This window comes from Gemmatirosa kalamazoonensis (assembly GCF_000522985.1).
Classification (GTDB): domain Bacteria; phylum Gemmatimonadota; class Gemmatimonadetes; order Gemmatimonadales; family Gemmatimonadaceae; genus Gemmatirosa; species Gemmatirosa kalamazoonensis.
The window spans coordinates 4,853,022-4,875,406 of the sequence record NZ_CP007128.1; the positions used below are offsets into that span (position 1 = coordinate 4,853,022).

Here is a 22,385-nt window from a genome sequence, read left to right on the forward strand (position 1 = left end):
GGCTCGCACGGCTTGTGTCGGGCGGGCGGCGCGGTGGAATTTACCGGGCTCACCAGGCGCAACAACCCTGACCCGTGTCGTGAAGATCACGTCGAAGTACGTCCTCCGGGAACATCTCGGCCCGCTCACGTTCGCGTTGGGCGCGCTCACGTCGCTGCTGCTGCTGAACTACATCGCGCGCAAGTTCGGCGACCTCGTGGGGCGCGGTCTGCCGTGGACGGTGATCGCGAAGTTCTTCTATCTGTCGGTGCCGTTCACCATCGCCATGACGCTGCCGATGGCGGTGCTCGTGTCGGTGCTGTACGCGTTCAGCCGGCTCGCGTCGGAGAACGAGATCACCGCGTTCAAGGCGAGCGGCGTGTCGATGGGCCGTCTGCTCGGCCCCGTGCTCTGGGCGGCGACGGTGGTCGCGGTGGGGATGGTGCTGTTCAACGACCAGGTGCTCTCGCGCGCGAACCACACGCTGAGCACCCTGCAGCAGGACATCGCGCGCACCACGCCGACGTTCGTGCTGAAGGAGCAGGTGCTGAACGAGATCGGGTCGGAGAGCTTCCTCATGCGCGCCGCGCACATCGATCCCGCGCGGAACACGATGAAGGAGGTCACGATCTACGACATGACCCAGAGCGCGCCGCGCACCATCCGCGCGGACAGCGGCGCGCTGGGGCTCATGCCGAACGGCAAGGATCTGCAGCTCACGCTGTTCACCGGCTCCATCGACCAGCTGAACGACGGCAAGCCGGACCAGCTGCAGCGGATGTTCTTCGACACGCAGCTCGTGCGCGTGCGCGACGTCGTGAAGGCGTTCGACCCGACGAAGGCCGGACAGAACGACTACAAGAGCGACCGCGAGATGTCGATCTGCGAGCTCCAGCGCGCGTACATCCGGGCGCGCACGGAGTACATGCAGGCGCGGCTCGACTACGACATCGCGAAGGCCGACTCGCTGAAGCGCCCGCACCCGAAGGGCCTGCCCAAGCGGAAGGTGTTCCTCGGCATCGGGCGACTGTACTGCCAGGCGATCCAGAGCCTCGCGCAGCTCGGCGTGCGGAGCCTCCAGGCGCAGCAGCCGCCCGCCGCGCAGCCGCCCGCGACGCAGCCGCCCGCGACGCAGCCGGCGCGCCCGGACACGCTGAAGCCGGACACGACCCGCCGCGACACCACGCGCCGCGACACCACGCGACGCGACACGACGCGGCGCGACACGGCCGTCACGCCGGCGCCCGCGACGCCGGCGCAGACGCCCGTGCCACCGATGACGCAGCCCCCGCCGCTGCCGGTCCCGACGGCGACGCCGATCGTCCCCGCGCCTAACGCGGCGATCCCGCCCTCCACCGTCCCGCCGGCGACCGTCCCGCCGGCGACCGTCCCGCCGTCGACCGTCCCGCCGCCGCCGAGCGGCGCCGGCCCGTCGCCGCTCGCCATGTCGTCGCTCGCGCTCGCCCGCCTCCGACTCGGCGAGACGCTCGGCAGCATGAACAACTACGACGTGGAGATCCACAAGAAGTTCGCGCTCGCCGTCGCGTGCATCGTCTTCGTGCTGCTCGGCGCCCCGGTCGCGCTGCGCTTCCCGCGCGGCGGCGTCGGACTCGTCATCGGCGTGAGCCTGTTCGTGTTCGCCGCGTACTACTCGTTCCTCATCGCCGGCGAGGAGCTCGCGTCGCGCGGCATGCTCCCGCCGTGGATCGCGATGTGGGCGGCGAACGTGCTGTTCACGCTCGTCGCGCTGCCGCTCGTGCTGCGCATGGGCCGCATCGGCGGCTCCAACCGCGGCGGCGGCATCGGCGAGTGGCTCGACGCGGTGCGCTTCCGCATGCGCCGCCGCCGGCGCGCGGCCGCGTCGTCGTCGTCCTCCCCGGCGCGCGCCTGACGCCGATGGCCCGCACCCGGTTCCGCGTCGGCCACGCGCTCGACCGCTACGTGCTCTCCGAGTTCACGAAGATCTTCGTCGTCACGGCGATCGGCTTCCCGATCCTCGTGTTCATCATCGATCTCGTGGACAACCTGAACAAGTATCTCAGCCGGAACATCCCGAAGGGGGATCTCGTGCTGAGCTACGTGTACTGGCTGCCGGACACGATGTTCAACGTGCTGCCGGCGGCGGTGCTGTTCGCGACGGTGTTCACGATCGGCGCCGTCACGCGCCACTCCGAGATCACCGCGGCGAAGGCGAGCGGCATCAGCTTCTACCGCTTCATCGCGCCGATCTTCGTCGGTGCGTCGTTCGCGATGCTCATCGGCCTCGCGATCGGCGAGATCGCGCCGCGCCTCAACGCGCGACGCCTCGCGCTCATCAAGGAGACGCGCTCCTCCGAGGGCAACGTGCGCACGCGGTTCGCGTACGCGGGCGAGAACGGGCGCGTGTACAAGGCCGCGCAGCTCGTCGTCGACTCGGGCTCCATGATCGTCGTCGAGATCGAGCGCAAGGGCACGGGCCCCGACTACCCGAGCCACCTCATCGCCGCGAGCAACGCGAAGTGGCGGCCCGCCCGCGGCTGGACGCTCGGCAAGGGGACGTTCCACGTCCTCCCCACCGACTCGCTCGATCTCGCGTTCGCGTTCGACTCGCTCGTCGATCGGCAGATGCGCGAGCGGCCGCGCGACCTGATGCTGACGCCGAAGGCGCCGGAGGACATGGACTACGCGGAGCTGGGCCGCTTCATCGCCGCCCAGGCCCGCTCCGGCGCCGACGTGAATGCGCTGCGCGTCAGCCGGATGCTGAAGATCACCATCCCGGTGACCTGCGTGATCATCCTGCTCTTCGGCGCCCCCCTGGCCACGAGCACCCAGCGCGGCGGCGCGGCGTTCGGCGTCGGGCTCTCGCTCGGCACCACGGTCATCTTCCTCGTCCTCATCCAGCTCACCCGCGCCATCGGCGGCAAGGGCCTCGTCGTTCCCGAAGTCGCCGCCTGGATCCCCAGCGCCATCTTCGGATTCACCGGGTTGATCCTCCTCGCGCGGACGCGAACCTGACGGCGAACCGACGGCGCGATCGGCGCAAGACGGCGCCGTGCACGGCGCGGGCGATCCCCCGCTGCCGATGCGGCGCCGTGAACCGCACGTGGCGTCTCACACCGCTGAACCGCGCGGTACGGCGCAGTTTCGCGGTGTGAGACGCCGTTCGCGTCCCATCGCGCTTCACTGCCAGCACGGGATCGCCCGCGCCGTGCATGGCGCCGGTCACCCTCTTCCGAGGGTATCGTCCTTGCGACGGGCAGTTCTAGATTCCGCCTCGTGACGACTTCAGCGCACCCGACGCTCCAAGAGCCCCGCCGGGGCTACTCGTTCCCGCTCTCGCGCCGGATGACTCGCGGCGCGCGCGGGTTTCTCCGCGGCGTCGGCGTCCGCGGCTACTTCGCGCGCGACATCGGCCGCGCCCTCGGCGAGCCGCGCACCTGGCTCGCCGAGACGATGCGCCAGATGCGCGGCATCGGCGTCGACTCCGTGCCGCTCGTCGTCGTGGTCGCGGGGTTCCTCGGCGGCGCGACGGCGTTCCAGTCGTACTACCAGCTGTTCGCCGGCGTGCAGCTCTCGGTGCTCGGACTGCTCGTGCGCGGCAGCATCGTCCTGGAGCTCGGTCCGCTCATCACGGCGCTCGTGCTGTGCGGCCGCGTCGGCGCGCGCATGACGGCGGAGATCGGGACGATGCGCGTCACCGAGCAGATCGACGCCCTCGAGACGCTCGCCTACGACCCGGTCGCGTACCTCGCGGTGCCGCGCGTCATCGCCGCGTTCGTGATGTTCCCGGTGCTCGTGGTGCTCGCGAACTTCACGGCGATCGTCATCGCGTGGATCGTGCTGCTCGTCGCCACGCCGGTGACGTCGCAGGACTACATCTCCGGGCTGCGGCTGTCGTTCACGCCGTTCCAGGTGATCTACGGCCTGATCAAGGCGTTCTTCTTCGGCGGCGCCGTCGCGTTCTTCTGCTCGTTCGAGGGCTACACGACGGGCGCCGGCGCGGAGGGCGTCGGCCGGTCGACGGCGCGCGCCGTCGTCATGGGGTCGATGGCGATCCTCGTGCTCGACGCGATCATCGCCGCCGGGCTGGCCCAATACGTGAGATCGTGACGGCGATCGCCACCGCCTAACCACTCGGGGAATGAAGGGACGGAACGAGGTACTCGTCGGCAGCCTGCTGCTCGTCGCGCTCATCATCGGCATCGCCGGCACGATCTGGCTCGTGCGCGGCGGGCTGACGCGCGGCTACCCGCTCTACTCCGTGTTCCGCTGGGGACAGAACCTGAAGGTCGGGCAGCCGGTGGTCCTCTCGGGGGTACCAATCGGCTACGTCTCCAAGGTCGACCTCAAGGACGACGGCCACCTCGTCGTCAGCATGGCGATCCAGAAGGGGCGCAAGGTCCCGGCGAACGGCCGCGCCGTCGTCGAGGCGGTCGGCATCTTCGGCGACGCGCAGGTGGCCATCCAGGCCACGCCGAGCCCCCAGAGCTTCTCGTCCGGCGACACCGTGCCCGCCGGCGTTCCCGCCGCAGGCATCCCCGAGCTCACGGCGAAGGCGGACAGCGTCGCCACGGTCGCCGTGAACGTGAGCCGGAAGCTGCAGTCGGAGCTCATCGACGCCGGCGCGCTGCGCGACATGCGCCAGGCGATCGGCCGCACGAACGCGCTCGTCGCCCAGATCGCGTCCATCGCCGCCGAGCAGTCGCGTCAGCTCTCGGCCACGCAGGCCCAGGTGCGCGGCATGCTGTCCGCCGTCGACACGCGGAAGCTCGACTCCACGCTCTCCAACGCGCGCACCGTGAGCGCGAACGCCGCGGCGCTCACCGACAGCCTCCGCGTCACCACGTCGCAGATCAACGCGCTGCTCGTCCAGGTGAAATCCGGCCAGGGCACCGCCGGCAAGCTGCTCACCGACTCCCTGCTCTACGCCGACATCCGCCGCCTCGTCACGCGCGTGGACTCGCTCACGCTCGACTTCAAGAACAACCCCGGGAAGTACACGAAGGGCGTGGTGCGGATCTTCTGATGGGGCGGCGCTGATACGGCGGCGCTCAATGCCACGGCGCTGAAACGGCGGCTCTGATACCACGCGTTATCAGAGCCGCCGTTTCAGCGCCGAAGCATCAGCGCCACTTCATCAGCGCCGCCTCATCGGAACGAGTACCGCACGCCGAGCTGCATCCGGTACACGTCCGTCAGCCCGGCCGACTTCTCGAACGTCTGCGGCTTCAGCAGCTCGTTGTTGATCACGCGCAGCCGGTAGGTCAACGCGCCGGTCGCCGGGTCGACGGCGGGGTTCGTGAGCAGCTGGCCGCCCGTCGCCACGAGGCGCTGGCCGACGCCCCAGTTCTTGTTCAGCAGGTTGCCGACGTTCAGCACGTCGAGGCGGAGCTGCAGGTTGTTCCGCTTGCCGAACGCCGAGCGGAAGACGTCCTGCGTGACGCTGAGATCCGCGCGCGTCGTCATCGGCAGGAAGACCGCGCCGCGCATCGCGTACGACCCGCGGTGCGCGCTGAGGTACTTGTCCTGCTGGATGTACGCCTCGAACGCGTCCTTCTGCTGCTGCACGGTGAACGTCTTCGCCGACGCGCCCGAGCCGGTCGTGAACTGCACGAAGTTCATCTCCGACGGGTTGCGCGGGATGTAGATGAGGTCATTGCTCGACCCGCCGTCGCCGTTCGCGTCGCCCGAGAACACGTAGCTGCCGTTCGTCGTGATGATGACGTTGCCGCTCGACGCCGCCCCGCCGGTCGACGCGTCGAGGAAGAGCGACACGCCCGTCGCGCCGGCCTTGAAGTACTCCTTCTTGTACGACAGGGCGAGGAACGCGCGGTGCCCCGGCGAGTACTGCGAGTAGCCGAGTGGCGGGTTGTTCGGGTCGAGCGGCATCGCGTTCGTCTGCCACGAGCCGGCCGCGATCGAGCCCGGGTCCACCGTGTTCCGCGCCGCGCTGTACGAGTACGCGGCCTTCGCGAAGAAGCCGCCCTCGAACGCCTTCTCGAGCGACGCCGACGCCGTGTAGTTGTAGCCGCGCGCCTCGTTCGTGATCGTGAACGCGTCGGTGACGTTCGCGTTGATGCGGCGGTTCGTCCACCGCGGGCGCTGGTCGACGCCGGTGTACGCCGACTGCGGCGTGGGCAGGTTCACGTTCACGTACGCCGGCCCGTTCACGTCCTTGCCGTACAGCACCTCCGCCGTGCCGACCACGCCCCACGGCAGCTTCTGGTCGACCGCGAGGTCGCTCCGCCACGTCTGCGGGAAGCGCAGCTTCGGGTCGGTGAAGTTCAGCGTGTAGCTCGACGCCGGCGCGCCGGTCACCGACTTCGGCTTGTACGCGTCGGGGCTCGGGTTGAACGGCCGCGTCGTCGTGTTGGTGAGCGACTCCGAGCCGAGGATGATGCCGTTGTTGCCGATCTGGTTCGAGATCCACACGTACGGCGGGCGCCCGCTGAACACGCCCGTGCCGCCGCGCAGCTGCGTCGAGCGGTCGCCGTGCACGTCCCAGTTGAAGCCGAGCCGCGGCGACCAGAGGATGTTGCGGTCGGGCAGCTTCTCGGTCGCGTAGTGCACCGTGTTGCCCGAGGCGTCGCGGAAGTTGAGCGCGTTCGCCTGCGGGTTCGCGAAGCCCGTGTTGCTGAACACCGGCAGGTCCGCGCGCACGCCGGCCGTGAGCTGCAGGCCCCGAACCGGGCGCCACTGGTCCTGCACGTACGCGCCGTAGGAGAACACCTGCAGCTGCTGCAGCGGCTCGGTCAGCCCCGGGATGTTCACCCATCCGACCTGGAACTGCCGCAGCGTCACGGGCGACGTCGTGCGGTTCGGGTTCGCGAGGTAGCCCTGCGCGTCGGTGAGGAAGTCGTCGAGCGAGTTGTACACGTAGACGCTGTTCGCGCCCTGGAAGAAGACGTTGTCCGAGTTGTACTTCTCGAACGTCGCGCCGAACGTCAGGTCGTGCTTGTCGAGGAACAGCGAGAAGTTGTCCTGCGCCTGCAGCGTCTTGTAGCGCAGCTGGTTGTTCGGCGTGAACGGCTCGAAGCCGAAGTTCATGTACGTCACGCCGTCCTTCAGGATGTCCACCGTGGGGAAGAAGTCCCCCTTGTAGCCGCGGCTCTCGTCGTTCGTCGTGTAGCCGACGAGCGCGTTGTTCGACATCCGGCCCCCGCGCAGCTGCGCGTTCCACTCGCCGACGACGGAGCGCGAGTTCTCGAGGATGGAGTACCCCGAGTTCTGGAAGCTCATCGCGTTCGAGTTCGTGCGCCGGTTCCCGAACCCGAGCGAGCTGGAGTTCGACACGAGCTGGTCGGCGGACGAGTTCAGCAGCGTGTAGCGGAGGCTGAACTTGTTGTTGTCGTTCGCGTTGAAGTCCGCGCGGGCGAGCAGCCGCGTCGACGGCGTCTCGTTGTTGTAGCCGGTGTACGGGCCCGTGTTGTAGTGGAAGCTCTGCGTCAGGAGATCGCTCACCTTCTGCAGATCCGACGCGAGCACGCGCGTCACGTTGCCCGTCACCGCCTGGCCGCCGGAGTTCGCGAGGAACGTCGTCCCCGGCTCCTGCCGCTTGTCGCGCTCCCCGTCGACGAACAGGAACAGCTTGTTCTTGATGATCGGGCCGGAGAGGCGGCCGCCGATGAGGCCGAAGTCGAACGTGCCGGGGTTGAACGCGTTCGTGCCCGCCTTCTTCCCGACGTAGCTCTGGTTCTGCTTGTTGAAGTAGAACGCCCCCTCGACGTTGTTCGTGCCGCTCTTCGTCACCGCGGCCACGCCGGCGCCGACGAAGTTCCCCTGCCGGACGTCGAACGGCGCGATGTTGACCTGCACCTGCTCGATCGCCTCGATCGGGATCGGCGCGACGTTCGTGCGTCCGCCGGGCTGTCCGGTGCCGAGGCCGAACGAGTTGTTGAAGAACGCGCCGTCGATCGTGATGTTGTTGAACCGCGTGTCCTGTCCGGCGAACGAGCCGCCGGATGCCTGCGGCGTGAGACGCGTGAAGTCCGTGAGGCTCCGGCTGATCGTCGGCAGCGCCTGGATCGCCTCGCTCGTCACCTTCGTCGCGGCGCCGGTGCGCGCGGCGTTCAGCGTGCCGGTGCTCGCCACCACCTGCACGCCCGCGAGCTGGATCGCGGCGGTGTGCAGCGTGAACGAGACGTCGGTCTGGTTGCCGAGCTCCACCGACACGCCGTTGCGCGTGTCGGGGGCGAAGCCTAACGCGCGCACGGTCACGGCGTACGGCCCGCCGACGCGCATGCCGGGGATGGCGAAGCGGCCGTCCGCGCGCACCGATGCGCGGTACGTGGTGCCGGAGGGCGTGTGCACCGCCGTCACCTGCGCGGTGGGAACGGGCTCGCCGCTGCCGTTCGTGACGCGGCCCGCGAGCGAGCCGGTGGTGACCTGCGCGCCGAGCTGAGAGACGGCCGCGACGGCCACGATGGGCGCGACGAGGCCGGCGATCCGGCGGGGAGATGACATGTGCGTCCTGCGCGAGGGGGGAGTCGTGCGGGGGGAAAAACAGCAGCGCCTAACGTACGGCGGGCCGTGGACTCCAGCAACGCGGGGGCTACCCCGCGGATCAGCCGGACCCGCAGCTCCGCTTCGGATCGACGTCGATCATCTGCGTCGCGTTGCGCCCGATGCCCATGCCGGGGTCGATCGTCCACGCCGAGATCCCCGTGAGGTGCAGCGTCGCCGGGAAGCGGTACCGCTTCTTCTCGAACGGCCGCAGCAGATTGTCGGCGGAGAGCCGCGCCAGTCCGTCCGGCGTGTGCACCGCGACCGTGACCTCGCGCGGCGTCGGGTTCTTCACGTCCACGTACTGCACCACGCCGGTGCCGACGCATCGCGCCGTGTCGCCCCGGATCGCGAGCGCGGGCCGATCGCGGTCGGCGAGCCGCGTGACGGGCGCCTTCACCGGGTCCTTCGCTGCGCCGCCCGACGCGCACGCGGCGAGCAGCACCGTGAGGCCTAACGGTAGGAATCGCATCTCGCTGAAGGTGAGAGTTAGGCGCGAGGGCGGAGCCGCCAGCCTAGCCTATCCGGAGATCACCGCGATCGCCGTCGGATCCCCAGCGGTACTCGCCTGGAACCTCGCCGCCGCGACGTCGATCGCGCCGGGAACGCGCGCGGCCCCGAGCGAGAGTGCTCGGGGCCGCGCCGTCCGTCAACTATGGGCGTCCTCGCCCGCCGCGCGGCCTCAGAACGAGTACCGCACCGACAGCTGGAACGTGTAGTTCGAGAACACGTTGTTGTAGTTGAACTGCTGCGTCGTGGGGTTGAACGTGATCCGCGGCACCCCCGTCTGCAGGTTCGCCGTCGTGTTCGTCCCCGGCAGCACCATCGCCGTCGGCGAGTAGAGCACCTGCGGGTTGAACTGGCTCGTCGTCACCTGACGGCCCCAGTTCTTGTTCAGGAAGTTCATGAAGTTGATCCCGTCGAGGCGGATGCTGACGTTCTGCCCGTGGAACGTGGGCAGCGCCTGCTCGATCGAGATGTCCGTCTGGTTGATCCACGGCGTCGTGCACGAGTTGCGGCCGAGGATCCTGCCCTTCGACTCGCGCAGGCAGTCGACCTTGTCGATGAACGCGAAGAACGCGTCCGACTGCTGCTGCGGCGTGTAGCTCACCGGGGCGCCGTTCGCGTCGGTCGTGTTCAGCGTCACGAACGTCGGCGTCTTCGGGTCGCTCGGCCCCGACGGCACGTACACCGGATCGTTCTGCGTCTGGTTGTCGCCGTTCAGGTCCGTGTTCGACACGTACGCGTAGTTCACGCCGCTCGATCCGCTGTAGATGAACGACAGCGACGTGCGCGTCTTCGGCACGGTGTAGCTGCCGTTCGCGACGATGCGGTGCTTCGTCTCGAACGCCGACGGCGCGAGCGACGCGTCGCGCTGGCTGCCGGCGTAGACGCGGCCGAAGCGGTACTGCGAGCCGGCCGTGCTCGACGTGAGGCTCACGACGTCCTTGGCCTCGGAGTACGTGTACGCCACCGCGCCGCCGAAGTTGTTGCGGAACCGCTTCTCGAGCTTGCCGGTGAGGTTGTACGCGTACGCCTTCGAGTAGTTCTGCACCGCGTACACCGCGTTGCGGCCGGTCACCTTCAGCGACGGGCTGCCCGGCTGCAGGCCGTACAGCGAGCGGCCGTCCACCGCCGAGGCGATCGGCGCGTCCTGGAGCGCCGCGTTGTAGTAGAGCAGGTCGTTGATGCTCTTCGTGTACAGCCCCTCGAGCGTCAGCACGTAGCCCTGGCCGATCGCGCGGTCGAACGCGAGGTCCCCCTTCAGCGTCTGCGGGAACTTCATGTCCGGGTCGAGCAGGTCGACCTCGGCGCCGGCCGTCGCCTGCGTGCCGTTCGTGCAGGCGCGCGGCGGCGAGGCGACGTTCGCCGCCGTGAACTGCGGCGCCGTGGCCGCGTTGCACGACAGCGACGCGAAGCCGGACACGCCGCCCGAGTTCTGGAACGCGTTCGACAGCCACACGTACGCCGGCGCGCCCTGGAACAGCCCGAGACCGCCGCGCACCACGTTCCGGAGGTCGCCGGTGATGTTGTAGTTGAACCCGAAGCGCGGCGAGATCTGCAGGTTCCCCGTCGGGATCTCGCTCGTGTTCACGTTGAACTGCTGCTGCACCTGCGCGTTGAACGGGGGCCGATTCGTGAACCGCGGCAGGTCGGCGCGCACGCCGAGCGTGAGGTTCAGGCGGTCGGTCGCCGTCCAGTCGTCCTGCACGTACGCCGAGAGCTGCTGCGCGTGCGGCCGCACCGAGCCGTCACCCGTCACCGGCACGCCGATCTGGTAGCGGTTCGGCAGGCCGGCGATGAGCGAGTCGAGCGTGCCGAACGTCCACAGCCCCGCGGAGTTCGCGCCGAAGACGTTGCGCGCCTTGTAGAACTGGTTCTGCGTGCCGATCGTCAGCCGGTGGCCGGCCGGGAGCGGCAGCGTGTAGTTGTCCGTCAGCTCCCAGGTGTCCTGGTCGAGCGCGTTCGCCTGCGACGACGCGTCGGTGCCCGCGGCCAGCTGCACCACGCTGGGGATCGTCGCCAGCACCTGCGCCTGCAGCCGGCCCGGCGTCTCGCGCGCGTCGCGGATGCGCGTGTAGCCGACGATCAGCTCGTTGTACGCGCCGTTGCTGAAGTTCGTGCGCAGCTGCGCGACCGGCGCGTGCTTGTCCGACACGAAGTGATACAGGCTGCTCGACAGCGGGAAGAACGGCGCCGCGCCGGTCGAGCTGCGCGAGAACACGTCCTGCTCGGCGTGCGCGTAGTTCTCGCGCACGATCAGCGTGGTGTTGAACGGCAGCACGAAGTCGACGCGCGCGAAGATGTTCGTCAGCGGGTTGTGGCGGTTGACGAAGCCCGCCGTGCCGAGCTCCGTGATCCCGCGATCGGAGAGCGCCTTCGTGAACTGGTCGATCTGCGTCTGCGTGAGGCGGATCGTCGGGTCGCCGAGCACCGGGCCGCTCGCCGGCACCGCCTGCTGCTGCCATTCCGGGTTGACGAAGAAGAACACCTTGTCCTTCACGATCGGCCCGCCCGCCGAGAAGCCGTACTGCGCCTGCTTGAAGTCGTTCAGGTAGGGCTGCGACCGCTGGAACTGCTGGTTGCGTCCGTACGCGTACGCCGAGCCGTGGAACTGGTTCGTGCCGCTCTTCGTGATCGCGTTGATGGAGAGACCGGCGAACTGGCCGACGCGCACGTCGAACGGCGCGAGCAGCACCTGGTACTCCTTCACCGACTCGATGCCGATCGACTTGCCGCCCGCCTGACCGCCCGGCTGCCCCGTGGAGCCGAGACCGAACAGGTCCTTCTCCGTGGCGCCGTCGATCTGGATGTTGTTAAACCGGTTGTTGACGCCGCCCGCCGAGAGCCCGGGGCCGTTCGTCGACACCTGCGGCGTGAGCGAGACGAAGTCGGTGAAGCTGCGGTTCAGCGTCGGCAGCTTGCGGATCAGCGTGTCGGTGATGGTCGTCTGCGCGCCGGTCCGCGTCGGCGTGATGATCGAGTTCTCGCCCGACGCCTGCACGGTGACCGTGGAGAGCTGCGTCGCCTGCGTGTGCAGCTGCATGTCCACCGGGGTCGTCTGGCCGAGCGAGACGGTCACCGGCTGCACCGTCTGCGGCGCGTAGCCGATGCGGCGGAACGTGACGCGGTAGTTGTTCCCCGGCTCGAGGCCGAGCACGACGTACCGGCCGTCGGTGCGAGTCGCGGCGCCCGACGTGCGACCGGTCGCGGCGTCCACGACCTGCACCTGGGCCGCCTCGAGCGGCTCGCCATTGGCGCCCGTCACGCGGCCACCGACGGAGCCGGTGGTCGCCTGCGCGCCCAAGCGGGATCCACCGACGCTCACCACCGCCACGAGCGCGGCGGTGAACGTCGCGATCCGACGAATCATCATCATGGAAGTCCTGTCTGGAAGCAGGATGGAATGGCGCGGCCGGACCCAGCGTACTCGGCCGCGTGCCGAGCAACCTAGAGAACCCGCGGAACCGACGTCAACGGAGTTGCGGGATCGTGACCGGGCGCTACCGACCGCCCGACACGCCGTACGGACCCTGGCCGAAACGGCCCCGTCACCCCCGGCGCGCGGGGCGTCCGACGGTGAGGTAATAGACGGGAATGCCCGCGGCCACGATGCCGAGCGTGGCGAGCGTCGCCCATCGGCTCGACGGGTCGAGGATCGCGTTCCCCAGGAGATAGAGCGTCGCCAGCACGAAGAGGGCCGGCACGACCGGATACCCCGGGGTGCGGAACGGCGGCGACCAGTCGGCGCGCTTCCGCAGGGTGAACACGCTCGCCACGGCGAGCGCGTAGAACGGCACGATCGCCGTCACGAACTGGTCGGCGAGCTGCTCGAACGTGCGCAGCATGACGAACGCGACGCCGAGCGCCGCCGTCAGCATGATCGCCACGTACGGGCTCTCGTAGCGGTGATGCACGCGCGCCACAGGCTTGAAGAACAGGCCGTCCTCCGCGAGCGCGAAGAAGATGCGCGGCGCGGTGAGCAGCGTGCCGTTCAGCGTGCCGAACGTGGAGAGCATCACCGTGACCGCGACGAACGCGACGCCGGCGGGGCCGATGAGCCGCTGGGCGACGTCCGCCGCGACGAGCCGAGAGTGCCGGATCTCCTCGACCGACATCACGCTGAGGTACGCCACGTTCGCCAGCAGGTAGATCGCGATCACCGCCACCGTGCCGATGATCAGCGCCCGCGGCACGTTGCGACGCGGCTCCTTCACCTCGCCGGCGACGAAGCTGAGGTCCGCCCACCCGTCGAACGCCCACAGCGCCGAGACGAGCGCGAGCCCGAACGCGCCGACCGCGAAGCTCCCCGGCGGCGTCGCCGGCGTGAAGTGCGATCCGCCGGTGCGCGGCAGCCCCATCGCGAGCGCGAGCAGCACGATGAACAGCAGCCCGCCGTACTTCGCCAGCGTCGTCACGTTCTGGACGACCGCGCCCGATCGCGCGCCGCGGTAGTTGAACACCGAGGTCAGCACGATCGCCACGGCGGCGATGTAGTGCACCCAGTCGCTGTACGGCGCCTGCGCCGGGTCGTGCCCCGTCACGCGCAGCAGGTACTCGGCGAACGTGGTCGAGATCGCGCCGAGCGACGCGGCGCGGATGACGACGAGCTCGGACCAGCCGAACAGGAACGCCGGCAGCCGCCCCCACCCGTCGCGGATGAACACGTAGAGCCCGCCCGTCTCCGGCCGCGCCCCGGCCACCTCCGCCAGCGTGAGCGCGCCGCACAGCGCGAACAGCCCGCCGGTGACCCACACGGCGAGCATCGGCAGCGGCCCGGGGAGCTTGTCGGCGATGCCGGCCGGCGAGCGGAAGATGCCCGAGCCGATCGTGGATCCGATGAGCACCGCGACGGCGCTCCACAGGCCGAGTCGGCGCGGGAGCCCCCGGATCGTCTCGGGGGTGGGGGCGGCGGACGGGCGCGATGCCGGGTCGCGCGGCAGGGTGGGGGCGGCCATGGCGACAAAGTAGCCGCGCGCACGGCGGCCCGCAGCTTGAAGTTGCCCTTCCGGCCGGCGACTTTTGGATGATGACTTCGTCCGTCTCCAGCGCGGTCTTCTGGATCGCCGTGATCGTTTGCGCGGTCGCGCAGCTCGGCATCCTGCGCGCGACCCGCTCCGAGGCCGCGGCCCGCGCGCGCGCGGCCACGCCCGCCCCGCACCGCCCGGCCACCCGCGCCGAGGAGCTCGCGTGGGCCACCCTGCCGGTGCTCGCGCTCGTGCTCGTCCTCGCCCTCACCTGGCGGGCGATCCGATGACCTACCCGCCCGCCGCCGTCCGCCGCACCGCGTTCGTCGCGCTCGGCGTGTCGCTCGTGCACATCGTGTTCGGCGGCATCGTGCGCATCTCCGGCTCCGGGCTGGGGTGCGGCGAGCACTGGCCGCGCTGCGCCGACCCGGTGACCGGGCGTCTGTACTGGTTCCCGCCGTTCGATCAGCCGACGCTCATCGTCGAGTGGACGCACCGGCTGCTCGCCGCGATCCTGATCTCGGCCGTCGTGGCGCTCGTGCTCGTGGCGGTGGCCAGTCGCCGCGAGGCGGGGGTGCGCGGACGGGGCGGCGTGCTCCGTGCCGCCGGGCTGGCGCTCGGGCTCGTGCTGTTCGCCGCCGTGTTCGGCGCGGTCACCGTGTTCTACGGCAACCCCGCGTGGGCCACCGCGGTGCACAAGGGGATCGCCGCGTCGCTGCTCGCCACGCTCGCCGCGGCCGTGGTGCGCGCCGGCGGCCTGGGTGGCGCGCGCGCCGTGGTCCAGAACGGATCGGCGCGGGCGGCGCGCGGCACGCTCGTCGCCGCCGCGATGGCGTTCATCGCCGTGATCCTCGGCGCGCTCACGGCGAAGGTGCCGAGCGCGGCGATCGCGTGCACCGGCTTCCCGCTGTGCGGCGCGGGCTCCATTCCCGGGCTGTCGCACCTGCAGCTGACGCACCGCGTGGTCGCGTACCTGCTCGCGTTCCACGTCCTCGGGCTCAACGTCGGCTTCACCCGCCGCCGCGAGGCCGGCGCGGTGCTTGCCCCGGTGCGGGTGGCGCTCGCGGTCGTCGTGCTGCAGATCGCGCTCGGCGCCGCGATGGTGCTCATGCACTTCCCGACCGTTCTGCGGTCCGCACATCAGGCGAACGGCATCTTGCTCTGGCTCACCACGTTCGTCGCGGCCTACGTCGCGCGCGTCGCGTCCGGCGCGTCGACGCCCGCGTTCGCGCTCCCGCATCGGACACCCGCCGACGTCACGACGCCGACCGACCAGCTGCCCGTGCTGGCGATGGAGTCCCGATGACCGGCGTCGCGATGTCCGAGCGGAGCGAGCGGCGCCTCGCCGGCGACCTCGTCGCGCTCACGAAGCCGCGCATCATCTCGCTGCTGCTCGTCACCACGGTCGCGCCGATGTTCGTCGCCGGCCATCCGTCGTGGTGGACCGTGCTGCTGGTGAGCGTCGGAGGCTATCTCATGGCGGGCGGCGCGAACGCGGTGAACATGTACCTCGACCGCGACATCGACGACCGCATGGCGCGCACGCGGCTGCGGCCGATCCCGAGCGGGCGGATGGCGCCGCAGGCGGTGCTCGCGTTCGGCATCATGCTGTCGACGGCGGCGACGTGGATGCTGGCGCATTTCGTCAACCTGCTGACGGCGGCGCTCGCGCTCGCGGGCTTCTACTTCTACGTGTTCGTCTACACGCGCTGGCTCAAGCGCTCCACGCCGCAGAACATCGTCATCGGCGGCGCGGCGGGCGCGTTCCCGCCGCTCGTCGGATGGGCCGCGGTCACGGGACGCGTGGATCTCGCGGCGGTGTTCCTGTTCCTCATCGTGTTCTACTGGACGCCGCCGCACTTCTGGGCGCTCGCGCTCCTGAAGCAGCACGACTACGGCCGCGCCGGCGTGCCGATGGCGCCGCTCGTCTGGGGGGAGCGCAACACGCTCGACCAGATGCTCTGGTACACGGTGCTGCTCATCGCGCTCACCGTGCTGCCGGTGACGTTCGGCGCGTTCGGCGTCGTCTACCTCGTCGCGGCGGCGGTGCTCGGCGGGCTGCTCCTGCGCGGCGTGCTGCGCATCCGCGCGCTGCACGCGAAGGGCGCCGTGTGGACGCAGGCCGCGTGGTGGACGTACAAGTACTCGCTCCTCTACCTCGCGCTGCTGTTCGTCGCGATGGTGGTGGATCGCGCGGTGCGCTGATGCCGTATGATCCCACGCCGGTCGGCCCGGGCGTCGACGCGCACGGGCGTCGACAGACGCTCGTCGTCCAGATCGAGGGCCGCGGTGACGATCCGGAGCGCGTGCTCGTGCTCCAGCCGCCGTCGGGTGGACGGGTGCGCGTGCGCGAGACGAGCGGCGGCGGCGCGCCGCGTGAGTACGAGACGAGCGCTGCAGGGCTGCGCGAGGAGCTCCAGCGGCTACACCGCGAGCGACGTCGCCTGAACACCGAGCTGCACCTCATCGAGCGCTGGCTCGACGGACTCGCCTGATGTGATTCTCACGCGGAGACGCGGAGAACGCGGAGAAGAGCACCAGCTCCGCGTTCTCCGCGTCTCCGCGTGAGCCTACCTCGTTTGACATGACTGCTGCACCTGCCGACGCCCGCGCCCGCAAGCGGCGCCTCGCGTCGCCCAAGCCGTTAGGCAAGCTCCTTCCCCTGCTTCGACCCCACGCCGGCAGACTCGCCGTCGCCGCCGTGTGCCTCGTGCTCGCCGCCGGCGCGGGGCTCGTCTTCCCGAAGATCGTCGGCTGGCTGCTCGACTCGGCGTTCATGCTGCGCGACCGCGGGCGCCTCGACCGCATCGCGCTCGCGCTGCTCGCCGTCTTCGCCGTGCAGGGCGTGCTCAACTTCGTGCAGGTCTACCTGCTGAGCGCGACGGCCGAGCGCGTGACGGCGCGGCTGCGCGAGGAGCTGTTCGCGCACCTCGTGCAGCTCTCGCCGGGCTTCTTCACCGAGCGGCGCACGGGCGAGCTGACGAGCCGGCTCTCCGCCGACCTGGCGCTGCTCCAGTCGCTGCTCAACACCTGGATCTCGGAGCTCGCGCGGCAGCTGCTGTTCCTCGTCGGCGGCGTGGTGCTGCTCACGTTCACCGACCCGCACCTCACGCTCACGACGCTCGCCGTCGCGCCGGTGATCGTCGCCGCGGCGATCGTGTTCGGCCGCATGCTGCGCCGGGCGAGCACCGGCGTGCAGGACCGCGTGGCCGAAGCGACGGCGATGGCCGACGAGGCGTTCTCGCAGATCCGCACGGTGCAGAGCTTCGTGCGCGAGTCGCACGAGGTCCGGCGCTACGGCGCGCTGCTCGGCGAGGTCGTGACGGCGGCCGTGGCGCGGGCGCGCATGCGGGCGACGTTCTTCGGCGTCGTCGGCTTCGTCGCGTTCGCGGGCGTGACGGCGGTGCTGTGGGAGGGCGGTCAGCGCGTGCTCGCCGGCACGCTCACGGCGGGCGCGCTCGTGCAGTTCCTGTTCTACGCGTTCTTCATCGCCGCCGCGGTCGGGTCGCTCGCGTCGCTGTTCGGGCACTTCCAGGAGGCGATCGGCGCCGCGGGGCGCGTGTTCGAGCTGCTCGCCACCGCGCCGGTCGTCGCCGAGCCGGCGGCGCCGCTGCCGTTGGGGAGAGTGCGCGGCGCCGTCGCGCTCGACGGGGTGACGTTCCGCTACGGCCCCACGCTCCCTGACGTGCTGCACGACGTGTCGCTGCACGCGGCGCCCGGTGAGGTCGTCGCGCTCGTCGGCCGCTCGGGCGCCGGCAAGACGACGATCGCGTCGCTGCTGCCGCGCTTCTGGGACGTGCCGGCGGGGCGCGTGTCGCTCGACGGTGAGGACGTGCGCACGCTGTCGCTGACCGAGCTGCGCGGCGCGATCGGCGTCGTGCCGCAGGAGCCCGCGCTGTTCAGCGGCACGATCCGCGAGAACATCGCGTACGCCCGCCCCGACGCGTCGCTCGACGACGTGATCGCGGCCGCGCGCGCCGCGCATGCGCACGAGTTCGTGGAGCGGTTGCCGAACGGCTACGACACGCCGGTCGGCGAGCGCGGCGTGAAGCTCTCCGGCGGCCAGCGCCAGCGCGTCGCCATCGCGCGCGTCTTCCTCAAGGATCCCGCCGTCGTCGTGCTCGACGAGGCGACGTCCAGCCTCGACTCGGAGAGCGAGCGGCTCGTCGAGGCCGCGCTCGAGGAGCTGCTGCAGGGGCGCACGACGATCATCATCGCGCATCGCCTGAGCACCGTGCGCCGCGCCGACCGCGTCGTGGTGCTCGACCACGGCCGCGTCGTGGAGTCGGGCAGCCACGCCGAGCTGCTCGCGCAGGATGGACTGTACGCGAAGCTGTACCAGGGACAGTTCCGGGAGGACGAGGTCCCCGTCTGACCGCTCTCGACGGCAGGCGGCGATGACGGCGCGGGCGATACGGCGCGGGCGATACGGCGCCATGCTGCGCCAGCTGCGCTCACACCGCTCGATCGCGCGGTTCGACGCCGCTCAGCGGTCCGAGCGGTGCGTGCGCTTCATCGCGCCGCACCGCCAGCGCCTCATCGCCGCCGCCCTCGCGCCGCCGTATCGCCCGCCGTTCGCGCGCTGTCCGCGACTATCGGCGCCGCGTTAGGCGCACCGAACCGCAGCGTCACGCTCGTCGTCTGGCCCGCCGTCACGGTCACCGGCTGCTCCACCCGGCCGAACCGCTCGTGCCACGCGACGAGCTTGTACTGCCCCGCGGGCACCGAGTCGAGCGAGAACGTGCCCGCCGCGGCGGTCGTCGCGGCGTACGGGTGGTCGAGCACGAGCACCCACGCGCGGAGCCACGCCGGCTGCGCGCCGCGCACCTCCAGCACGCCCGGCGTCGACAGCACCTTGTCGTCCGGCACGACCTCGCCGTCGTCGTTCGTCGTCACCGTCGCGACGGTCGTTCCCTCGGGCCAACGCGTCATGCGGACGAGCGCGTGCATGCGGCTCTCGCTGTGCACGTGCAGCGTGCCGCCGGCGGTCACGGCCTGTGCGCGCGGCTCCAGCTGGCAGCCGTCGATCGCGACCTCGAAGCGGCGCACGGCGGGCAGCGCCTTGCCGCGCCGGACGCCTTCGAGCCATACGACCGCGCCGCCGAGGTGCGTGCCCTGCGCCTGCACGGTGCGCAGCGGCAGCGTCGCTCCACACTCGCGCTGCAGCTCCGGCGGCGGCGTGACCGACGAGTCGGCGGGCGGGGGGCCCGACAGCTCCACGCTCCCCGACACGGTGCCGCCGTCGGTCACCGGGCTCACCGCGTACGGCGTCGTGCCCGCCGTGATGTTCGGCAGCGGCACGTCCGACGTCGGATGCATCGCGGTGCGGGCGCTCTCGCCCTCGGCGTGTGCGGTCGTGACCTTGTCGCCGTTCGAGCACGCGGCGAGGAGGGCGGTCAGTGTGAGGGTCGAGCGAATGGGCGACGGAAGCGGCACCGGAGGCGGCGTGGAGACGGCGATGACGGGCGAGTCGGCGGAGTCCAGGCGAAACGGATGGGGGCAAGGGCCGCGCCGCGCCCTCACCCGCTCGCGACCAGGTCGAGCACCCGCCCGAGCGTCGCGCGGTCCACCGGCATGACGACGCACGGCAGCCGGCGGTCGCGCGCGACGGCGCGGATCTCGTCGGCGGCGAGCGGCTCGGAGAACAGCACCACGCTCGCCCCCGCCGCCGCGGCGCGGGCGTAGAAGAGATCCGACGTCGCCGCGTCGATCTCGCCGTCGAGCATCACGATGAGCGGCGGCTGCACGCGCCGGATCGCGTCCTCGGGACGCTCGTCGGGTTCGGCGTACACCGGCTGGTAGTGCTCGAGCTCCAGCAGCATGCCGATGAGCGCCGCGATGACCGTCTCGCGCGCCAGGATCAGAACCTTCGTTCGCTCTCGTCGACGGGCCACGGTGCCTCTGCGTTGTCGGTCCGCGCGGGGGTGCAAGGGGTACGCCGAGAACGTTTGACTACCGCGAAACAGATTCTTAACTTCTGCCCTCCGCCGGCCCAGGCCGTCGGCGACGCCGCTCTGGCTGTCGCCGGCCGAGCCGCACGTCCATGGACCGGGCCCCCGGATGCCCGCCCGCGACACCGCCCGCACTCCTCGCGTGGTCCCGTCATGATGGCTTACGACTCGCGCTCGACCCCTGAGCCGCGGCCGCTCGGCGACGAGACGGCGGCTGCGCTACGGGACGCGGTGCTCCGTCTGTGGAATCATCCGGAGGATGGGGACGACGCGCTGCACGATGCCGTCGCGCGCACGATCGACGAGGCGCGCCAGCGATCGCTCCGCGCCGAGGACCTCATCGTCGCGTTCAAGGATCTCCTCAGCCGCCTCCCCGAGCTGAACGCCCCCGAGCGGCGCCTCGAGGCCGTGCGCTTCCGCGAGCGACTCATCACGCTCTGCATCAAGGCCTACTACGCCTGACGCGCGGACGTCTCACGCGCCGGCGATGACGATCAGATCGCGCTGGTAGTCGTCCGGCGTGATCACCAGCTCGCCCTCGCCGACGTACGCGTTCACCTCCGAGCGCACGCCGATCTCCCCGGGGATGTAGACACCGGGCTCGATCGAGAACCCGACGCCGGGCAGCAGCAGCCGCTCCTCGCGCGTCTCCAGGTTGTCCAGGTGCGGCCCCGACCCGTGCAGGTCGCGCGCGTCGATCGAGTGCCCCGTGCGGTGCGTGAAGTACTGGCCGTAGCCCGCCGACTCGATCACCGCGCGCGCCGCGTCGTCCGCCTCGCCGCCGCGCACCGGCGCCCCCGCGTTCACCCGCTCGCGCAGCAGCGCGATCGCCGCGTCGCGCGCGTCGCGCACCGCCGTCCACACGCGCACCGCGCGCTCGTTAGGCGCCCCGACGCTCGCCATCCACGTCTGGTCCGCGTACGGGTTGCCCGGTTCGTGCGCCCACAAGTCGATGAGCAGCAGCTCGCCGGTCGCGATGCGGCGCGGCGCGTCCGCCGACGGCTCGTAGTGCGGGTTCGCCGCGTTCGCGCCCGCCGACACGTTAGGCCCGTGATCGGTCTCCAGCCCCGCGCGCGTGAACCCGTCGCGGATGCGCGCCTGCACCTCGTGCTCGTGCACCGCGGCGCCCGCGCGCAGCCGCTCGTCGACGAACGCGAACGCGTCGCGCGCGACGTCGGCGACGACGCGCGCCGCCTGGCGGTGCGACGCGAGCTGCGCCGGCGTCCACACCGCGTACAGCCGCGAGATGAGCTCCCCGGACGTGACGACCTCGGCGCCCGCCGCGCGCACGAGCTCCACGACGCCGGCCGGCACGCGGTCGACGTAGGGCACCGCGTCCCCCGGCGAGTACTCCATCGCCACGCGCTTGCCGCCCACGAGGTCGCGCACGTACCCCTCGAGCGCGCGCCACGAGCTGTAGACCTCCTTGCGCCACGCGACCGGCCAGCGATGCCAGGGCAGCTGCTCGATGGCGTGCGTGATCGCGACCGGCGTCCCCTGCGTGGGCACCCACACGAAGATCCGGCGCGACACGAAGCCGTCGAGCCCCGCGAGCGTCGCGGCGATCGGGTTCGTGCCGCGGAAGTCGAACAGCAGCCAGCCGTCGAGCGAAGCCTCGCGCAGCGCGCGCTGGAACGTCGGAAGCGTGTCGGGAGTGAGCATGCGGCGAATGCTAACGGAGAGGGCAGGAGGGCAGGAGGGCGCGCGCGAATCGCGCGAGGGCAGGAGCGATCGCCTCTCGTGCCCTCCTGCCCTCCTGCCCTCCTGCCCTCCTGCCCTCTCACTTGGACCAGTCGACGCGCCACTCGCACTTCCCCTCCTCGCGCGACGTGCAGTGCACGTGCTCCACCGGACGCTCGGCGCCGAGCAGCAGTCGCATCAGCTCCACGAAACCCGCCTCGTAGTACGCGCACCCCGTCGCGAGCCGACCGGTCAGCGACGTGACCGGCGCGGGGATCTCGAGCATCAGCGTGGCGCCATGACGCGCGAGCGAGCCGCTGAAGTAGCGCCGCGCGAGGCGGCGGAGCTGACGCAGCACGAGTGGCCGCGAGAGCAGCCGCGGGAGCTTGCTCGCCGCGCGCCGCGTCGTCGCCGGGATCCGCTCGTACACGCGCTCGGCGAGGTAGCGGCCGGCGGCGCGGAACACGTCTTCCGCGTCGGGGCGCCGGCCGATCAGCCGCGCGAGCGCCGCGACCTCGTCGGTGCCCGTGCGTTGGCGGCGACGGGCGGCGTCGGTGTAACGCCGGATCTGCGCGGTCACCGTGTCGCTCAGCCCGAGCCGTTTGTTGCGCAGCTCGTCGACGAACTCGGTCTCGGGATCGATCACCGGCCGGTCGACGGCGCGTACGGCCTCGAGGAGACTCAGCGGAAGCAGGGCGTCGACCGTGCGCGACATCTCGGCGTGAATCGTTGGGGTGCGAACGCTAGTGCAGCCGACGCGGCGGTTCAAGCGCGGGCGTCGGGACGCACGGCCTGCCGTCGCCGGTTGCACGGCGGCAGATTGCCC

The 22,385-nt window shown here is 70.9% G+C and carries 18 protein-coding genes; 10 read left to right on the forward strand and 8 right to left on the reverse strand.

Features of this window, described 5'->3' with window-relative positions:
* The first annotated feature begins 79 nt into the window (after positions 1 to 79).
* The 4 genes from J421_RS32195 (at position 80) to J421_RS21005 (ending at position 4,984) form a co-directional block, all read left to right on the forward strand.
* Entirely contained in the window at positions 80 to 1,870 is a 1,791-nt protein-coding gene (locus tag J421_RS32195) for an LptF/LptG family permease (RefSeq protein WP_025413142.1), read from the forward strand.
* 5 nt (positions 1,871 to 1,875) lie between these two features.
* Positions 1,876 to 2,973 carry an LptF/LptG family permease gene (locus J421_RS20995; RefSeq protein ID WP_104022896.1) on the forward strand — a complete coding sequence of 366 codons (1,098 nt, stop codon included), beginning with the start codon at positions 1,876 to 1,878 and terminating at the stop codon, positions 2,971 to 2,973.
* Between the two features lie 330 nt (positions 2,974 to 3,303).
* A complete protein-coding gene (locus tag J421_RS21000; RefSeq protein WP_025413144.1) occupies positions 3,304 to 4,068 on the forward strand; it encodes an MlaE family ABC transporter permease in 765 nt (254 codons plus the stop codon).
* Between the two features lie 31 nt (positions 4,069 to 4,099).
* Entirely contained in the window at positions 4,100 to 4,984 is an 885-nt protein-coding gene (locus J421_RS21005) for an MlaD family protein (protein WP_025413145.1), read from the forward strand.
* Positions 4,985 to 5,106: 122 nt separating this feature from the next.
* On the opposite strand, the gene J421_RS21010 is transcribed toward J421_RS21005, so the two are convergent.
* The 4 genes from J421_RS21010 to J421_RS21025 form a co-directional block, all read right to left on the reverse strand.
* Complete coding sequence (locus tag J421_RS21010) at positions 5,107 to 8,421, reverse strand: TonB-dependent receptor (protein ID WP_025413146.1); 3,315 nt, start codon at positions 8,419 to 8,421, stop codon at positions 5,107 to 5,109.
* Between the two features lie 100 nt (positions 8,422 to 8,521).
* Positions 8,522 to 8,932: a hypothetical protein gene (locus J421_RS21015; RefSeq protein ID WP_025413147.1), complete on the reverse strand. Its 411-nt coding sequence runs from the start codon at positions 8,930 to 8,932 to the stop codon at positions 8,522 to 8,524.
* Positions 8,933 to 9,142: 210 nt separating this feature from the next.
* Positions 9,143 to 12,337 (reverse strand): TonB-dependent receptor, encoded by a 3,195-nt coding sequence (locus J421_RS21020; RefSeq protein WP_158508860.1) that lies wholly within the window; start codon positions 12,335 to 12,337, stop codon positions 9,143 to 9,145.
* 175 nt (positions 12,338 to 12,512) lie between these two features.
* On the reverse strand, positions 12,513 to 13,919 hold the full coding sequence (locus J421_RS21025) for an APC family permease (protein ID WP_025413149.1): 1,407 nt from the start codon (positions 13,917 to 13,919) through the stop codon (positions 12,513 to 12,515).
* A 68-nt stretch (positions 13,920 to 13,987) separates the two neighbouring features.
* On the opposite strand from J421_RS21025, the gene J421_RS21030 reads away from it, so the two are divergent.
* The 5 genes from J421_RS21030 to J421_RS21050 all read left to right on the forward strand — a co-directional run bounded on the left by J421_RS21030 (position 13,988) and on the right by J421_RS21050 (position 18,303).
* A complete protein-coding gene (locus tag J421_RS21030; RefSeq protein ID WP_025413150.1) occupies positions 13,988 to 14,218 on the forward strand; it encodes a hypothetical protein in 231 nt (76 codons plus the stop codon).
* Positions 14,215 to 15,234 (forward strand): COX15/CtaA family protein, encoded by a 1,020-nt coding sequence (locus J421_RS21035; protein WP_104022897.1) that lies wholly within the window; start codon positions 14,215 to 14,217, stop codon positions 15,232 to 15,234. The genes J421_RS21030 and J421_RS21035 overlap by 4 nt, the downstream gene beginning before the upstream one ends.
* Positions 15,231 to 16,133, forward strand: a complete 903-nt coding sequence (locus tag J421_RS21040) for a heme o synthase (RefSeq protein WP_104022898.1) — start codon at positions 15,231 to 15,233, stop codon at positions 16,131 to 16,133. Before J421_RS21035 ends, J421_RS21040 begins: the two co-directional genes overlap by 4 nt.
* Positions 16,133 to 16,423 (forward strand): hypothetical protein, encoded by a 291-nt coding sequence (locus tag J421_RS21045; RefSeq protein WP_025413151.1) that lies wholly within the window; start codon positions 16,133 to 16,135, stop codon positions 16,421 to 16,423. The genes J421_RS21040 and J421_RS21045 overlap by 1 nt, the downstream gene beginning before the upstream one ends.
* A gap of 89 nt (positions 16,424 to 16,512) precedes the next feature.
* Positions 16,513 to 18,303 carry an ABC transporter ATP-binding protein gene (locus tag J421_RS21050; protein ID WP_104022899.1) on the forward strand — a complete coding sequence of 597 codons (1,791 nt, stop codon included), beginning with the start codon at positions 16,513 to 16,515 and terminating at the stop codon, positions 18,301 to 18,303.
* 161 nt (positions 18,304 to 18,464) lie between these two features.
* Here the strand turns inward: J421_RS21050 and J421_RS21060 are convergent, their stop codons facing one another.
* Positions 18,465 to 19,364 (reverse strand): carboxypeptidase-like regulatory domain-containing protein, encoded by a 900-nt coding sequence (locus tag J421_RS21060; protein WP_025413153.1) that lies wholly within the window; start codon positions 19,362 to 19,364, stop codon positions 18,465 to 18,467.
* An 83-nt stretch (positions 19,365 to 19,447) separates the two neighbouring features.
* Positions 19,448 to 19,822, reverse strand: a complete 375-nt coding sequence (locus J421_RS21065; RefSeq protein WP_025413154.1) for a hypothetical protein — start codon at positions 19,820 to 19,822, stop codon at positions 19,448 to 19,450.
* A gap of 210 nt (positions 19,823 to 20,032) precedes the next feature.
* On the opposite strand from J421_RS21065, the gene J421_RS21070 reads away from it, so the two are divergent.
* Complete coding sequence (locus tag J421_RS21070; protein ID WP_025413155.1) at positions 20,033 to 20,341, forward strand: hypothetical protein; 309 nt, start codon at positions 20,033 to 20,035, stop codon at positions 20,339 to 20,341.
* A 12-nt stretch (positions 20,342 to 20,353) separates the two neighbouring features.
* Here J421_RS21070 and J421_RS21075 read toward each other — a convergent pair whose 3' ends face one another.
* Both J421_RS21075 and J421_RS21080 read right to left on the reverse strand, forming a co-directional pair.
* The gene (locus J421_RS21075; protein ID WP_025413156.1) at positions 20,354 to 21,541 is read right to left on the reverse strand and encodes a M24 family metallopeptidase; all 1,188 of its coding nucleotides are present in this window, start codon (positions 21,539 to 21,541) and stop codon (positions 20,354 to 20,356) included.
* Between the two features lie 118 nt (positions 21,542 to 21,659).
* On the reverse strand, positions 21,660 to 22,274 hold the full coding sequence (locus J421_RS21080; protein WP_025413157.1) for a hypothetical protein: 615 nt from the start codon (positions 22,272 to 22,274) through the stop codon (positions 21,660 to 21,662).
* Between the last annotated feature and the right edge of the window lie 111 nt (positions 22,275 to 22,385).

Excerpts from the sequence above, each read along its gene's own strand:
- J421_RS21050 (WP_104022899.1), top strand. The coding sequence starts at position 16,513 with ATGACTGCTGCACCTGCCGACGCCCGCGCCCGCAAGCGGCGCCTCGCG.
- J421_RS21015 (WP_025413147.1), bottom strand. The coding sequence starts at position 8,932 with ATGCGATTCCTACCGTTAGGCCTCACGGTGCTGCTCGCCGCGTGCGCG.
- J421_RS21025 (WP_025413149.1), bottom strand. The coding sequence starts at position 13,919 with ATGGCCGCCCCCACCCTGCCGCGCGACCCGGCATCGCGCCCGTCCGCC.
- J421_RS21045 (WP_025413151.1), top strand. The coding sequence starts at position 16,133 with ATGCCGTATGATCCCACGCCGGTCGGCCCGGGCGTCGACGCGCACGGG.
- J421_RS21005 (WP_025413145.1), top strand. The coding sequence starts at position 4,100 with ATGAAGGGACGGAACGAGGTACTCGTCGGCAGCCTGCTGCTCGTCGCG.
- J421_RS21035 (WP_104022897.1), top strand. The coding sequence starts at position 14,215 with ATGACCTACCCGCCCGCCGCCGTCCGCCGCACCGCGTTCGTCGCGCTC.
- J421_RS21070 (WP_025413155.1), top strand. The coding sequence starts at position 20,033 with ATGATGGCTTACGACTCGCGCTCGACCCCTGAGCCGCGGCCGCTCGGC.
- J421_RS21020 (WP_158508860.1), bottom strand. The coding sequence starts at position 12,337 with ATGATGATTCGTCGGATCGCGACGTTCACCGCCGCGCTCGTGGCGGTG.
- J421_RS21010 (WP_025413146.1), bottom strand. The coding sequence starts at position 8,421 with ATGTCATCTCCCCGCCGGATCGCCGGCCTCGTCGCGCCCATCGTGGCC.
- J421_RS21000 (WP_025413144.1), top strand. The coding sequence starts at position 3,304 with ATGACTCGCGGCGCGCGCGGGTTTCTCCGCGGCGTCGGCGTCCGCGGC.
- J421_RS21080 (WP_025413157.1), bottom strand. The coding sequence starts at position 22,274 with ATGTCGCGCACGGTCGACGCCCTGCTTCCGCTGAGTCTCCTCGAGGCC.
- J421_RS21030 (WP_025413150.1), top strand. The coding sequence starts at position 13,988 with ATGATGACTTCGTCCGTCTCCAGCGCGGTCTTCTGGATCGCCGTGATC.
- J421_RS20995 (WP_104022896.1), top strand. The coding sequence starts at position 1,876 with ATGGCCCGCACCCGGTTCCGCGTCGGCCACGCGCTCGACCGCTACGTG.
- J421_RS21075 (WP_025413156.1), bottom strand. The coding sequence starts at position 21,541 with ATGCTCACTCCCGACACGCTTCCGACGTTCCAGCGCGCGCTGCGCGAG.
- J421_RS21040 (WP_104022898.1), top strand. The coding sequence starts at position 15,231 with ATGACCGGCGTCGCGATGTCCGAGCGGAGCGAGCGGCGCCTCGCCGGC.